The sequence below is a fragment of the Marinihelvus fidelis genome (assembly GCF_008725655.1).
In the GTDB taxonomy this organism is placed as follows: domain Bacteria; phylum Pseudomonadota; class Gammaproteobacteria; order Xanthomonadales; family SZUA-36; genus Marinihelvus; species Marinihelvus fidelis.
The window spans coordinates 37,347-51,810 of record NZ_VYXP01000002.1 but is presented as its reverse complement, the minus strand read 5'-3'; the positions used below and the strand labels follow the sequence as shown (position 1 = coordinate 51,810).

11 protein-coding genes are annotated in these 14,464 nt (G+C 63.8%); 5 read left to right on the top strand and 6 right to left on the bottom strand.

The window, feature by feature from the left end; translation table 11 throughout:
* Positions 1-48: 48 nt before the first annotated feature.
* Entirely contained in the window at positions 49-1,242 is a 1,194-nt protein-coding gene (locus F3N42_RS01605; RefSeq protein ID WP_191621168.1) for a glycosyltransferase, read from the bottom strand.
* Between the two features lie 265 nt (positions 1,243-1,507).
* Entirely contained in the window at positions 1,508-2,698 is a 1,191-nt protein-coding gene (locus tag F3N42_RS01600) for a pyridoxal phosphate-dependent aminotransferase (protein WP_150862645.1), read from the bottom strand.
* Between the two features lie 139 nt (positions 2,699-2,837).
* Between F3N42_RS01600 and uvrB the strand changes: the two genes are divergently transcribed.
* Complete coding sequence (gene uvrB / locus F3N42_RS01595; protein ID WP_150862644.1) at positions 2,838-4,877, top strand: excinuclease ABC subunit UvrB; 2,040 nt, start codon at positions 2,838-2,840, stop codon at positions 4,875-4,877.
* 7 nt (positions 4,878-4,884) lie between these two features.
* Here uvrB and sufU read toward each other — a convergent pair whose 3' ends face one another.
* Together sufU and F3N42_RS01585 are read right to left on the bottom strand one after the other, a co-directional pair.
* Positions 4,885-5,334, bottom strand: a complete 450-nt coding sequence (gene sufU, locus F3N42_RS01590; protein WP_150862643.1) for a Fe-S cluster assembly sulfur transfer protein SufU — start codon at positions 5,332-5,334, stop codon at positions 4,885-4,887.
* A complete protein-coding gene (locus F3N42_RS01585; RefSeq protein WP_150862642.1) occupies positions 5,331-6,542 on the bottom strand; it encodes an endonuclease/exonuclease/phosphatase family protein in 1,212 nt (403 codons plus the stop codon). Before F3N42_RS01585 ends, sufU begins: the two co-directional genes overlap by 4 nt.
* A gap of 174 nt (positions 6,543-6,716) precedes the next feature.
* Here F3N42_RS01585 and F3N42_RS01580 point away from each other — a divergent pair, with 174 nt between their 5' ends.
* From F3N42_RS01580 to F3N42_RS01570, 3 genes are read left to right on the top strand one after another with little or no spacing between them, the layout of a single operon-like run.
* Complete coding sequence (locus tag F3N42_RS01580; RefSeq protein ID WP_191621167.1) at positions 6,717-8,003, top strand: outer membrane beta-barrel protein; 1,287 nt, start codon at positions 6,717-6,719, stop codon at positions 8,001-8,003.
* Between the two features lie 35 nt (positions 8,004-8,038).
* Positions 8,039-8,554 carry a polysaccharide biosynthesis/export family protein gene (locus tag F3N42_RS01575; RefSeq protein WP_224784623.1) on the top strand — a complete coding sequence of 172 codons (516 nt, stop codon included), beginning with the start codon at positions 8,039-8,041 and terminating at the stop codon, positions 8,552-8,554.
* A gap of 12 nt (positions 8,555-8,566) precedes the next feature.
* Entirely contained in the window at positions 8,567-10,828 is a 2,262-nt protein-coding gene (locus tag F3N42_RS01570) for a GumC family protein (RefSeq protein ID WP_150862639.1), read from the top strand.
* Here the strand turns inward: F3N42_RS01570 and F3N42_RS01565 are convergent.
* Together F3N42_RS01565 and F3N42_RS01560 are read right to left on the bottom strand one after the other, a co-directional pair.
* Positions 10,825-11,679 (bottom strand): metallophosphoesterase, encoded by an 855-nt coding sequence (locus tag F3N42_RS01565; RefSeq protein WP_150862638.1) that lies wholly within the window; start codon positions 11,677-11,679, stop codon positions 10,825-10,827. The two genes, F3N42_RS01570 and F3N42_RS01565, sit on opposite strands and share 4 nt — an antisense overlap.
* Before the next feature lie 20 nt (positions 11,680-11,699).
* Entirely contained in the window at positions 11,700-13,571 is a 1,872-nt protein-coding gene (locus F3N42_RS01560; RefSeq protein ID WP_191621166.1) for a cation:proton antiporter, read from the bottom strand.
* Between the two features lie 130 nt (positions 13,572-13,701).
* Between F3N42_RS01560 and F3N42_RS01555 the strand changes: the two genes are divergently transcribed.
* Positions 13,702-14,397 carry a hypothetical protein gene (locus tag F3N42_RS01555; RefSeq protein ID WP_150862636.1) on the top strand — a complete coding sequence of 232 codons (696 nt, stop codon included), beginning with the start codon at positions 13,702-13,704 and terminating at the stop codon, positions 14,395-14,397.
* The last annotated feature ends 67 nt before the right edge of the window (positions 14,398-14,464 follow it).

Below are 14,464 nucleotides of genomic sequence, written 5' to 3'. Positions count from 1 at the left end.
CCCCCGTCACGCGTCACGCGTCACGCGTCACCCGTCACCCGTCACCCGTCACCCATAAGCCGGGAGCGGTGCGCCGCCACTCTCAAGAATGTTGTCGCAGAGAGTGAGCGCCTGCTCAGTGGGCTGGTACTTGCCGCGCCGTGCAATGAGTTCCGCGATCTGGCGGGCGCGGTTCATCATGGCGCCGTCGCCGGTGATGGCGTGGAGCAACTGCCCAAGGACCTGCGGTGTATCGCCACCGGATTTCAGCAGGTGACCACAGCCGCGGGCGACGACCGCGTCGGCGGTGAGCCGAGCCTCCATCTGCAATGGCGCGATGATCTGGGGCCGGCCGGCGGCGAGCGCCGCGCAGCAGGTGCCGTTGCTGCCGTGATGGAGGACGACATGGGTTCGCGCGAACACGTCTGTCAACGGCTGGAAATCGCGGTGAACGGTCAGGCCGGGGCGCTCGATGGCGCGCGCGGCCTGGTCGGTCATTCCGCGGGCGTAGATTTCGCCACCCATTGGGCTGCCGCGCAGCGCCTTGATCATTGACCAGGCGGGCCGGTGTGCCAGGTCGAGGTAGGCGAAGAAACGCGGTGGGCCCGGCGGCGGCTCCACCGGTTCCGGCAGGTCGGCCACCGGGCCGACGACGGGGTCGCGCCTGTGCGTGGCGTAGGGATCCAGCTCGGGCAGGGTGCAAACCAGGCGGCCGGCGGTGCGGAAGGGCTCGGTCACGGTCTGCGGCTGCGGCAGGCCGAAATGCCGCTGCGCGGCCTGCATCACGCCCAGCACGTGGCCCGGCTCGACCAGCGCCGCCGCGCCCGGACGGAAACGGGGAAAGGTCACGCGATGGGCCGGCGGCAGGGTAAAGCCGTCGGCGAACTGGAGCACCGGGTAGCGGCCGAAGCAGGCCAGCATCAGGATCGGGCTGTGGTCGGCGATGACCAGGTCCGGGCGGGTCTGTTCGAGCAGCGTATTCCAGACCATCAGCCCGGTCTGCAGGGACTGGGCATGGTTGAAACCACCCACGCCCATGATGTCCAGGTAGCTGGCCGCGGGCGCGCTGGCGTCATGGCCGGGCAGGGCGGCGGCCAGGTCGGGCACCGGCAGGACGGCGAGCTTTTCGCCGGCCAGCAGCGCCGCGTTCTCCAGGATATTGCGCAGGAACAGCGTGACGCGGTGACCGCGCCCCTGCAGCGCCCGTGCCAGCGGCAACAGGCGATGCAGGTGGCCATGCCCGCCACCGAGTTCGTATCCCACCAGGATATGTGCCAAAGCGCCCCACCCAGATTAAACCGTATGGGGACTCTGACGGTTCACACCGCGAATAGGTTACCGCCGAAAGTCATGCCTGCGACAGACCGTCGCCGAGCGGGGGATAAAGCGAGTGATTGATTCGGTTTGTGGCTTCGAGAAGTTGGTCGATGGTGAGTGGTGAGTAGTGAGTGGTAAGAAGTGGAAACACCTCCAGAGAGGGTGCAGAGTCTTGCTCACTACTCACTACTCACTACTCACTACTCACTACTCAAGCGGCAGCGAGCGCTTCCGTAATCCGCCGCACGCACTCGTGCAGCTGTTCCATGCTGGTCGCAAAGGACAGGCGAATGTGGCCGGGCGCGCCGAAGGCAGTGCCGGGCACCATGGCGACGCCGGCGTTCTCCAGGAACCATTCGGACAGTTCGACGTCGTTGGCAATGTTGTCCATGCGGTCGATCACGCCCTGGAAGGACGGAAAGGCGTAGAAGGCGCCGTCGCAGCCCGGGCACTCGACGCCGTCGATGGCGTTGAGCGCGGGTACCAGGTACTCGTAGCGTTCCTTGAAGGCCTGGCGCATTTCTTCGACGCAGTCCTGCGGGCCGTTCAGCGCGGCTGCGGCGGCGGCCTGCGAGATGGAGCAGGCGCCCGAGGTGCTCTGGCTCTGGACCTTCTTGATGCCCTTCATCAGGGTCTCCGGGCCGCCGGCGTAGCCGATGCGCCAGCCGGTCATGGCGTAGGCCTTGGAGACGCCGTTGATGACCACGGTGCGGTCGGCCAGGTCCGGGCAGGCGTTCAGCAGCGTGCGGAACGGCGAGTCGGCCCAGTAGATGTGCTCGTAGATGTCGTCGCAGGCCACCACCAGGCGTGAGTGTTCGCGGATGACCTGGCCCAGCGCTTCGTATTCTTCTTCGCTGTAGACCTTGCCGGTGGGGTTGGACGGGCCGTTCAGCAGCAGCAGGCGCGACTTGCTGTTCAGCGACGCGCGCAGCATCCGCGGGGTGATCTTGAAGTCGGTCTCCTCGTCGGTGCTGATGATGACCGGCTGGCCACCGGCGATCTTCACCATGTCCGGGTAGCTGACCCAGTAGGGCGCCGGGATCAGCACTTCGTCGCCATCATCCAGGACCGCGCTCATCAGGTTGAACAGCACCTGCTTGGCGCCGTTGCCGACGGTGATCTCGTTGACGCCGAAGTCCAGGCCGTTGTCGCGCTTGAACTTGTCGATGATGGCCTGCTTCAGTTCCGGGGTGCCGTCGACCGGCGGGTACTTGGTATCACCGCGTTCGATGGCGGCGATGCCGGCGGCCTTGATGTGGGCCGGGGTATCGAAATCGGGCTCACCAAAACCGAGCGAAATGATGTCACGGCCTTCGGCGCGGAGTTCGCGGGCCCTCTGGGCAACGGCAATGGTGGCGGACGGTTTGATCTGGGCGACGCGGTTGGACACTCTCAAAGACACGGACTGATCCTGTAATGCAGTAAATCATCAAATGAATGGATAGGTAACACGGTCCGGCACACGGCGAGTGCCGGTTACGAATCCCCCGGTCGGTATAATAGCAAGTTTGGCCTGCCCGACGACCCCGAAGTGCCTGAAAATGAGTGATTCTGATCGCCGTTTCGAACTCCACAGCAAGTTTCGTCCGGCCGGTGACCAGCCGGCGGCGATCGAGCGCCTGGTCGACGGGTTGAATGGCGGCCAGCCGCATCAGACCCTGCTGGGTGTCACCGGCTCCGGCAAGACCTTCACCATGGCCAATGTCATCGAGCGGGTGCAGCGCCCGACCATGATCATGGCTCCGAACAAGACCCTGGCGGCGCAGCTGTACGGCGAGTTCCGCGAGTTCTTCCCGGCCAATGCCGTCGAGTACTTCGTCAGCTACTACGACTACTACCAGCCCGAGGCCTACGTGCCGTCCTCCGATACGTATATCGAGAAGGACGCGTCGATCAATGAGCACATCGAGCAGATGCGGTTGTCGGCGACCAAGGCGCTGTTGGAGCGGCGCGACGTGATCATTGTGGCCACGGTGTCGGCGATCTACGGCCTGGGCGACCCGGGCCAGTACCTGTCCATGGTGCTGAAGCTGAGGCGCGGCGACATCATCGACCAGCGTGGCATCCTGCGGCGGCTGGCGGAGATGCAGTACGGCCGTAACGACATGGAACTGCGGCGTGGCACCTACCGGGTGCGTGGCGAGGTCATCGATATCTTTCCTGGCGACGAGGATGCGCAGGCGGTGCGCGTGGAGCTGTTCGACGAGGAAGTCGAGAACATCGCCATGTTCGACCCGCTGACCGGCGAGATGCTGGAGAAGCTCGACGCCATCACCATTTACCCGAAATCGCATTACGTGACGCCACGGCAGATCGTGCTGGACGCGGTCCAGGCCATCGGCGACGAGCTTAAGGTCCGCCTGGAGCAACTGCGCGACGCGCACAAGCTGGTCGAGGCGCAGCGGCTGGAGCAGCGCACCCGCTACGACATGGAAATGATGATGGAGCTGGGTTACTGCAATGGCATCGAGAATTACTCGCGCCACCTGACCGGCCGACAGGCCGGCGAGCCGCCGCCGACGCTGTTCGATTACCTGCCCGAGGACGCGCTGCTGGTGCTGGACGAGAGCCACGTGATGGTTCCGCAGCTGGGTGCGATGTACAAGGGCGACCGCTCGCGCAAGGAAAACCTGGTCAGCTACGGCTTCCGGCTGCCGTCCGCGCTGGACAACCGGCCGCTTAAGTTCGAAGAGTGGGAAGCGCGAGCCGGCCAGACCGTGTTTGTCTCCGCCACGCCCAGGCCCTACGAGCTGGAGCTTTCCGGCGGTGAAGTGGTGGAGCAGGTGGTGCGGCCGACCGGCCTGGTCGACCCGGAAGTGGAAATCCGGCCGGTGGCCGAGCAGGTCGACGACCTGCTGTCCGAGATCAACGACCGGGTCGAGATGGGCGACCGTGTGCTGGTGACCACGCTGACCAAGCGGATGGCCGAGAACCTGACCGATTACCTGTCCGAGCACGGCGTGAAGGTGCGCTACCTGCACTCCGATATTGACACGGTGGAGCGCGTGGAGATCATTCGCGACCTGCGACTGGGCGAATTTGATGTGCTAGTTGGCATTAACTTGCTCAGGGAAGGCCTTGATATGCCAGAGGTTTCACTGGTCGCCATTCTCGATGCCGACCGTGAAGGCTTCCTGCGCTCGGAGGGCTCGCTGATCCAGACCATGGGCCGCGCCGCCCGCAACCTTCGCGGCCGCGTGATCCTGTATGCCGACACGATCACCGGCTCCATGCGTCGTGCCATGGACGAGACCGAGCGACGCCGGCAGAAGCAGATGGCCTGGAACGAAGAACATGGCATTACGCCAGTCACCGTGACCAAGCGCATCGCCGATGTCATGGATGGCGCCCGGGACGGCCGCCCAGGCGCGAAACGCGCCCCCACGGCAATGGCGAAAGTGGCGGAACAAAAGGCCAACTATGCCGGCATGAGCGCCGCCGAACTGGGTCGGGCGATCGCCGAGCTGGAAAAAGCCATGTTCAGGCACGCCGAGAACCTGGAGTTTGAAGAAGCCGCCGCGACACGCGACCGTATTGCGAAGCTGAAGGAGCAGGCGCTGAAATCCCCGCTGGCCGGGTAGCCGGGGATCAGGGGGTAATGGCGTCGATGGCGGTTCGCCACGGCAGGGTGGCGCAGGCGATGCGAGCCGGGTAGGCACGCACGCCCAGCATCGGCTGCAGAAAGGCCGGGCATTTCTCAATCACGTGGTCGCCGTTCACCAGGGCGGCCGAGAAACCATCGATCATTGCTTCCAGGTCGCCCTGTGCCTTGCCGGGCAGGTGCTGGCAGAGTAGCGACGCCGAGGCCAGGCAGATGGCGCAGGCCTCGCCGTCGAAGGCCGCCGCTTTCACTAGCCCGTCCGCCGGCAAGATTTGCAAACGGATGACCACCCGGTCACCGCATAGCGGGTTATGGCCTTCAGCCTCGTGAGTGGCCTCGATGGCCACGCCTTGGCCGTGAGGCGCGGCCGCGTGGGTCAGGACCGCCTGCCGGTACAGTGCTGCCAGGCTATCGTCGCTTTCAACATCACCGGTCACGGCTCGGTCACCCTGTTATCCGTGGCTGGGTTGTATCCGGCCGGTTCCAGGTCAATCCACACCAGTCGGTGATCGGAAAACTCGACGATGTTATGACTCGGCTCCCCGGGGGCGGGCCAGAACACCCCGCAGTCCCTAACCCGGCTGGCAGAACCGGTCAGCACGTAATCGACGCGCAGGTTGCCGGCATGGCGGTCGTCGAAATCGGCGGTATCGTGCGCGGGGTCGCCACGATGGCGCGCATTGGCCCCGGCCTGTCGTTCCGCGGCATCGACGCCGCCGGCACTGGCGGGCGTGCAATCGTGATTGACCCAGTCGGCGGACATGAAACGGTCGATTCCGCCCGGTGGTGATTCGCCATCCAGTGGGTCGGCGTTCAGGTCGCCCAGCATGACCCAGGTCGCGTCGACCGGCAGGCCGCCGGCCACGCCCTGGTCGTCGACCAGTGCTGCGCCCTGACCCGGCTCGATGTACTCGGCCCAGAAACGGATTTCATCGCGGTTGCGCAGGCCGTTGCGGTCCTCGGGACCATCGAACACGGGCGGGGTGGGGTGGCTGGCCAGCACGTGGACGGTCCCTGCCGGGGTCTGTACCGGGATATCCCAGTGGCTTTTCGAGCTCAGCCGCAGGGCCGCCCAGGTGGCGTCGTCGTAAAACGCGGGTTCGCCGGGCGCCGCCGGTGGCTCACTGCCCGGCAACTGGCTCCAGCGGAAGTTCTGGAACGTGCGCACGGTTTCGGTATCGATGGGCCAGCGTGACAGCAGCAGCATGCCGTACTGGCCCGGGAAGCGGCCGAAACCCCAGGCGTCGCCCGGGCCATTCAACTGGCCGTCGCCATCAAGATCCAGACCGCTGCCGACGCCGGTATTGACCGGGGCAGTGTAGTGGTAGGGGTAGTCAATGGGCTCGAGTTCCGGTTTCTGGGCCCTGGCCAGGTAATGCTTACTCAGTCGCTGCGCGGCCGGTGTGAACGCGGCATAGTCGAATTCGTTGACCAGTACGATATCCGGGCGGACCCGCTGCAGCACCTCGGCCATGGCGCGCAGGCCCGGGTCCTCGCCGGTAGACAGCCTTTCGGCCAGTGCGCCCTGCCGGTCCAGTCCCATGGCGACGTTGAACGTGGCCACACGCAGCGCTTCCGAAAAGGCGTCTGGACTCAGACCCAGCAGGCCGGAGAGAAGCACAATAATGCTGATTCTGCGTGTCATGGTTAAGCCGCCGTCCAGAAGGTGAGGGGCATGATAACCGACCATGCAGGTGTTTCTTTATCTCGTATGCCCCATTCCCTATACTTGTGCGGTGCGACAACCCGGATGTTGCGCTCGCCCGGCGGGGCACACTGTGACAGACAACGGGTATGGCATGAGAGAAAGGGGACAATTTTGCTGATTTCCGCTTGCAGACATCGCTGGCTGTGGAGCCTGGCCGGCTTATTGGCCGTGCTGGTCGCGCCCGCCGCGAGCGCGCAGCAGTACTTCGATCCGGGCATCATGCAGCGCTCTATCCAGCAAAAGCCTGTGGACTACCAGCCCGTGGGTGCGCGTATCGGCAGTTTCCACCTGTTTCCGGGTGTCGACCTGGGCTGGGAGCACAACGACAACGTCTTCTACCTGCCTGAAGACGAACTGGATGACGACATCCTGCATGTCCGGCCATGGGCCAACCTGGTCAGCAATTGGAACCGACATGCGCTGAACGCTTCCGCCTCGGCTGACTTCGCCAGTTACAGTGACTACGGCGCCAACGACTACGAGGACTGGACGACCCAACTCGATGGTCGCATCGATGTCCGCCGCGATGACTGGTTCAGTTACGACGCGCAATGGATGCACCTGCACGAGGATCGTCGCAGCCCTGATGCGCGGTTTGGTGTTGAGCCAACGGTATTTGACTACGGTGGTTACGGCGCCGGCTACGACCATGTTTTTAACCGGCTCAAGCTGGGCGTTTACTACAACCACAGCTTCTTCGATTACGACAACAACCGCACCATCGACGGTGACGTCATCGACAACCAGGATCGCAACCGCGAACAGGATCGCCTGACCCTGCGCGGCGACTGGCAGCTGGGCCCGGAAACCGCGATCTTCGCGACCTGGGGCATGAACGACATCGACTATGACCAGCCGCTTGATGACAATGGCTACCATCGCGACTCGTCGGGCACCGGGGTGTCCGTAGGCGTGGCCTGGGACATGACGGACCTGTTGACCGGCGACCTGTCCCTGGGCTGGTCCGAGCAGGACTATGATGACCCCCGGCTACAGGATGTTGACGGCCTGAACCTGGGTGCCGGCTTGACCTGGACACCCCGGCAGACCACGCTGGTCAATGTCCGGTTCGCCGGTGGCCCACAGGAAACCACCCAGCCGGGAACTTCCGGCTATTTCAGCCAGCTCTACTCGGTTCGCGTGCAACAGGAAGTCATGCCCAACTTCCTGCTCCACCTGCGTGGGTCCTGGACGACCAATAATTATGAGAACCCCGGTATGTCGGATACCGAACTGGAAGATACCGATGTGACCCGCTGGGGCCTGGGGGCGAGTTACCTGTTCAATCGCAACCTGTCGCTGACCGTGGGCTACACGCGCGAGTCGCAGGATGCCAACCTGGGCACGTTCGATTACGATACCAACCGTTACTTCCTGAACCTGGGAGTGGAGCTCTGACTGTTTCGCGTGCGTGTTGGCTGATCGTATTCCTGTTGTTTTCCTCCCTGGCCCCGGCGGCCACCGTGGAGACGGCGGATGGCCCTGTCGATGAGAACTATCGCCTGGGTCCCGGGGACAGCCTTGAAGTCAATGTCTTCAACCAGGCCGAGCTGAGCGGCGAATACACGCTCGATGGCTCCGGCCGGTTTTCCATGCACCTGATCGGCCAGGTGGATGCCAACGGCATGACCGCGTCTGATCTCGAGGTCGAACTGGTCAGTCGCCTGAAGCCGGATTACCTGGTCAACCCCCGCGTGTCGGTATCGGTGCTCAGCTACCGGCCGTTCTACATCATCGGTGAAGTCGGCCAGCCCAGCGCCTATCCCTTTGTTGATGGCATGACCTACCTGAATGCCATTGCCATCGCGGGCGGCTACACCTACCGCGCCAAGAAAGACATTGTCTATGTCACCCGCGCCGGCGACCCGGATGAGGAGGAACTGCGCCTGGGCGTCAACGAGCGCGTTCAACCCGGTGATATCATCCGCGTCGATGAACGCATGTTTTGATCCTTTGACGGTATGACGTCCGCAAGCCCCGAGGGCGCTTCACTGCCGGAATCCTCCGCGTCCGAGCCGTTTCCACTGCTCGACTACCTACAATTGCTGTGGTTCCGGCGCCGGCTGATCGTGCTGGTGACCCTGCTGGTGGCCGTGGTGGGCTACCTGCACGTTAACCAGCTCACGTCGGTCTACACCGCCCGTTCGTCGTTGATGATCGGTGTGCATGACAGCCGCCCGGTAGACCTCGACTCGATGCTTTACCAGCGCTATTTCGGGCCCGAGGCGCTGGAAGAGGTCGAGGTGCTGAAGTCGCGGGGACTGTCAGAGAAGGTCATCGAGCGACTGGACCTGCTCAGTCATCCCGAGTTCAATCCGTCCCTGCGCGGGGCGGATAGTGGCTTCAGCCTGGCCTACTGGATCGACCCCAGGCACTGGATCCCGCAGTCGTGGAAGGATGGCTGGCGCGGCGCCCGCGATGGCGAACTGATCCAGGTTCCCCCCGGCGAGGAAGAGCTGGAGCGCCGGCGCATGGTGCGCGCCGTTGATATTTACCTGTCTCGGCTGAGCGTGACCCCGGTTGAGTTCACCGACATTATCCAGATCGGTTTCCGTTCCGCGGACCCGCGGGTGGCCGCGCAGGTGGCCAACGAACTGCCCGAGGCGTTTATCACTGACAAACTCGAAGCCAAGCTGGAGGCCTCGGAGCGCATGAGCGGCTGGCTGGCTGACCAGTTGGCGGAGCTGGAGCGCAAGGTTCGCGATTCCGAGCAGGCGGTGGAGATGTACCGTGCCGAGCACGGCCTGACCCAGGGCGCGCGCGGCGACATCCTGTCCGAGCAACTGTCATCCATCAACAGCCAGCTGATCATCGCCCGGGCCGAGCGCGCAGAGGCCGAGGCGCGGCTGGCGCAGGTCAACCGGCTGGTGGCCGCCGATGGCGGCGGCGTGGAGACCGCCGGCGAGGTGTTGTCTTCTCCGCTGATCCAGGAGATGCGCAGCCAGGAGGCGGCGGTGATGCGGCGCCAGTCCGAGTTGGCGGTCGAGTACGGGCCGAAGCACCCGCGCATGCTGCAGGTGGACGCCGAGCTCGGCGACATCCGCAATCGCATTGGCGAAGAAATCCAGAAAATCATTACCGGCCTGGAGAACGAGGTCGAGGTCGCCCGTACGCGCGAGGCCAGTCTGGGCTCCAGCCTACGGGAAGCCGAATCACGCAGTGGCGCCCAGAATCGCGAGGCGGTGCAGCTGCGGGCGCTGGAGCGCGAGGCGGCGGCCAACCGGGCTTTGTTTGAGACCTTCCTGGGGCGTTTCAAGGAGAGCTCCAGTACCGAGGGCACGGAAACACCGGACGCGCGCATCTTGTCGCGCGCCGAGATCCCGGGCAGCCCGTCGTGGCCGAACCGCGGGCGCATGCTGGCTACCATCATTCTGCTGGGATTTGTTGGCGCCTGCGCACTGGTCTTTGCACTGCACCTGCTGAGCCCCGGCATGTTCAGCCCGGAGCAGGTGGAGCAGGAACTGGGCATGCACGCGATCGGGGTGTTGCCGCGCGTCGAGGGCAAGATCCCGCCGCACCAGCACGTGATCGAGAAAGACAATTCCGGCTACGTGGAGGCGGTGAATTCGCTGAAGATCGCGCTGCAGCTGTCCGACCCTGACGCCAGGATCAAGGCCATCCAGGTGACCTCATCGGTACCGGAGGAAGGCAAGACGTCGCTGGTGCTGACCCTGGGTACTGTACTGGCCAAGACCGGCAGCCGGGTGATCATCGTCGACGGCGACCTGCGCCGCTCCAGTATCGAGAAGAAGCTCGAGCTGCCTGCCGACGCCGCAGGCCTGACTGACTACATGATTGCCCGTGAGGACGCGGTGGAGCCATTCCTGCTCCATCACGAGGGCAGCGGCCTGGATATCCTGCTTTCCGGTGACGCGCGCTACGTCAGTGCCTCGGACCTGTTCGCGTCAAAGCGCATGCGCCAGCTGATCGAGCGGCTGAAGCAGGACTATGACTACGTGCTGGTGGATGCACCGCCGGTCATGGCGGTAGCGGATGCCCGCGTGATCGGCACCATCGTCGACAAGACGCTGTTCGTGGTGCGCTGGGACAAGACCCCGCGCAAGGTCGCGCGCGCGGCGCTGGACCAGCTGAGAAAGTCGGGTACGGATATCGCCGGCATCGTTCTGCAACAGGTGGACCTGAAACGCTATGGCCGGCTCGGTTACGGGGATTCGGGCTACTACTACCACTACGGCCGTTATGGCCAGTACTACAACAGCTAGGGCGCTTTCGAGCCCATCATCTGCAGTTTCAGGTCTTTCCAGTCGATATTGGAAGTGCGGTCGATGCGCTGTTCCTCGACGTCGGCCGGCCACGGATAGCTACCACTGACAAACTCGCCGTCGACCAGCCGGTGCAGCACCGGGGGAACAGGCGCCGCCGCAAACGCCGGCGCCACGTCCATGTCCCTGGCGGCCACCAGTTGGTGGGCGATCGCGCCTGACATGTAGACGGGGACGTTGGCGATACGGCCGACCAGGTCGGTATGGCAGTGGCCGCAGATGATCAACCGGACGTTGTGCTCACCCTCGAGCACCGTCTTCAGCCCCTGGTACCAGGCGCTGCCACCCATGTCGATAAACTCGATGCCGGTCTGCATGGGGGGGTGGTGGATGGCCAGCAGGGTGGGTGCGTCCGAGCGCGGCAGTTCGTTTTTCAGCCAGTCAAGATGCTCGCCGTCGAGTTCCGGCAGCTCGCTGCCACCGGCATGACTGTTCAGCGCCAGCATACGGAAGCCGTTGATTTCGACGGCATACTGGAAGGTATCGTCCGATACCGGAAAGCAGGTGGTGTGCGATAGCAGGGACGCCATCATCTCGGGCTCATCATGGTTGCCGGGTAGCACGTAGACCGGCATCTCCAGCGGTGAAACCAGCTCCAGGAAATGGGCGTAGCTCTCCGCATCGGCGCGCTCGACAAGGTCGCCGGTGATGACCACCAGGTCGGGCGTGGGTCGGATCCTGCGGATCGTCGCGATGGTGGCGCGCAAGTGTTCCGACGTATCCACCAGCCCGTACAGGCGCTCGCCCGGAGGCTGGATATGCGTGTCGGTAATCTGGACCAACCGTGTCATGGCGTCGTCCCTGTTGTCCTTCAGGTCAGGACTTCATTCCTGCCTTTTTTGAGCCGGTGCCGGTCGATGTTCCGTTCCCTGAACACATCGATCCGATCGGAGAGCGCTTCGCCAATCGCTTCTCCCAGCGCGCCCGCAGACTCCAACCGCGCCATGTACACATAGTCAGCCCCAGCCAGGTAGACCTTGTCAACTTCTTCGAAGCTGATGCCGTTGGCAATGATGATCGCCTCCGGGTTCATTTCGCGGACCATCGCCACCAGTTCACGGTTGCTGATACCGCGCAGCAGGTCGTCCGGGATGGTGCAGATCACCACCCGGGCCTGTCCCAGGCCAATGTGATGCAGGGTTTCCGAATTGCTCAGGTCGCCATACTTGACCGTGGCGCCGGTGGCGGCGATGCGCGGGTGGATGGCGACATTGAAATCCACGACCAGGGTCTGGCGGACCAGCTCCGGGTCCCGGTCCTGCAGGTCGGACAGCAGCGATGATGCATGGCGGTGGAAGCCCAGCAGCGCCAGCTGGTAGGTCTGGCCTTCCTCGGCACGCAATTCGGGTGGCGCCTTGAAGCCCAGTTTTTCCAGCACGCCCTGCATGCCGGCGTGGATCTCGTACGCTTTTCCGTACAGGAACGGCGTCAGCAACGCGGTGATGATAAACGCGAAGATGACGGCGGAACTGAGTTCGGCGCCGATGTGACCCTGCTGGACGCCCAGGAAGGCAATCACCAGGCCGAATTCCGAAATCTGCGCCAGGCGGATCGACGCGACCTGGGCGTTGCGCTGGTCAACGCCGGTAAAGTAGAACAGCGGGAAGAACACCAGCTGCCTGGCCAGCAGTGCAATGACCGCCAGTGCGACCGCCAGGACCAGCACGCCCCAGCCATCCGGCGCCGGTATGCTGATGCCCAGGGCGACAAAGAACAGCGTGATGAAAAAGTCCTTGACCACGCTGACCTTGGTGATCACCTCGGTCGCCGAGGGCAAATTGGCGATGCAGGCGCCGGCGATCAGCGCCGACATGCCGGCGCCGACGGCCATGTGCGGGTTGTAATCGAAGACCATCACCGAGATGGTGTCGATATTGGCGCCGAAAAACACCACGGTGAAACACCAGGCCAGCGCCGCCGTCAGGGTCAGTTCCGGGCTCTTGGCGATCCATTCGAAGCAGACCTCGAACACCATCTGCGCCAGCATGATCGAGAACACGCTGAGCAGGGCGATGCCGGCAAACGACATCAGGATGGGCATGACCTCGGGGTTTTCGATATTCGGCTGGATTAGGATGACGATAATCACCCAGATATCCTGGAAGATCAGCATGCCCAGCGACAGGCGGCCGGGTTCGGTATCGAGTTCGAAATGCTCTTGGAACAGCTTGATCACCAGCAGCGTGGATGACCCGGCGATGATCACGCCCATGTACAGCGCGGAGTACGGGCTGGTGCCCAGCAGTTCGGCGCCGATGCCCAGGGCCAGAAGCAACTTCACGCACAGCGCGCCAAACAGGATGGTCAGCGGGTACTGCAGCAGCCCCGATAACGTAATGGCCTTGCCGCTACCGAAGATCTTCTTGAAATCAATCTCCAGGCCGATCAGGAACAGCAGCAGGATGAAGCCCAGTTGCGCGATGGTGTCGACGTTAACCGGGTCGGTCACCTGCTCAAGGCCGATGGGCCCAACGATGATGCCCGCCAGCAGGAAGGCCGCGATACTGGGAATGCCGAAGCGGTTGAAGATCAGCGCGATCAGGCCCGCGGTCAGCAGGCTGATGCCGATGTCGTGTACCAGTGAAGGCATGTCGCCGCCGGCAGCCAGCGCGGGCGCGCAGGGCAGCAACAGGAGGATGGCGCACCATGCAATTCGCCAGTCGAATGGTCTGCGTCGTGTCATTGTCGTCCCCTTGGTGACCGCTTTTTCTTCGTTTAAACGGTGTTCATGCAAGCCTACCCGTGAAGGCGAATGGTTTCCATAGCGATGTCGCGCTGTGGCACACTTTACCGTCATGCCCGACTCGCCTGACATGCCCGCTGGCCGCGCTATTGCGCTGGGTTCGCTGACGATCGTGCTGGCCACGCTGGTGGCCGGCATGGCTTGGCCGCGATTGCAGGCGGCCGTGCGCTTTATTCCGGTCGATGCTGCCGTGGCCCGCTTTCACGAAACCGGTGAACGACCCGGTGAGCAGATGGATGCCTTGCTTGCGCGCGGCCAATCGGCGTTGGAGCAGCTGGATCACTATCGTTTTCACGAGGGGCTCAGTTTCCTGTACTACCTGCAGGCACTGGACGCTGTTCCGGGCTCACCGGAACAGCGCCAGGCGCTGCAAGCCAGCCTGTCCGAAGCCAGGGAGACCCTGCGGCAGGCGCCGGCCAAGCCGGCCACATGGCTGCGGGTCGCCCGGATCGAGGCGGCATTGGGTGTGCCTGTCGGGCAGATCGCCGGGTCCCTGTCGATGTCGATGCTCACCGGCCGGGTAGAGCCGGGCTTGCTGGTGCCGCGCCTTGAGCTCGGTTATCGCTACCTTGGGCAACTGGATGCGGATACGCGGGCCCTGTTACTGGACCAGACCGCGCTGGCCTGGGCCGTTGACCGCCGTGGCGTCATTAATAGCGCTTCACAGGGGCGGCTCGATATCGGCGCCATGCGCCAGCTTTTGGCACCCACGCGGTCCGGGCTACTGAACGAGATGGAGGCATCGCTTGAAGCGCCTGCTGGATAAGCTGCGCAGGCGGACTGCCACGGAACAGGCGCCCGGGGGCGGTCCAGCCCGGGACATGGTTGCGCCG

Bases quoted from the DNA above. Each gene is read 5' to 3' on its own strand.
- F3N42_RS01585 (WP_150862642.1), bottom strand. From the start codon at position 6,542: ATGACACGCAGAATCAGCATTATTGTGCTTCTCTCCGGCCTGCTGGGT.
- F3N42_RS01560 (WP_191621166.1), bottom strand. From the start codon at position 13,571: ATGACACGACGCAGACCATTCGACTGGCGAATTGCATGGTGCGCCATC.
- F3N42_RS01555 (WP_150862636.1), top strand. From the start codon at position 13,702: ATGCCCGCTGGCCGCGCTATTGCGCTGGGTTCGCTGACGATCGTGCTG.
- F3N42_RS01570 (WP_150862639.1), top strand. From the start codon at position 8,567: ATGACGTCCGCAAGCCCCGAGGGCGCTTCACTGCCGGAATCCTCCGCG.
- F3N42_RS01565 (WP_150862638.1), bottom strand. From the start codon at position 11,679: ATGACACGGTTGGTCCAGATTACCGACACGCATATCCAGCCTCCGGGC.
- uvrB (WP_150862644.1), top strand. From the start codon at position 2,838: ATGAGTGATTCTGATCGCCGTTTCGAACTCCACAGCAAGTTTCGTCCG.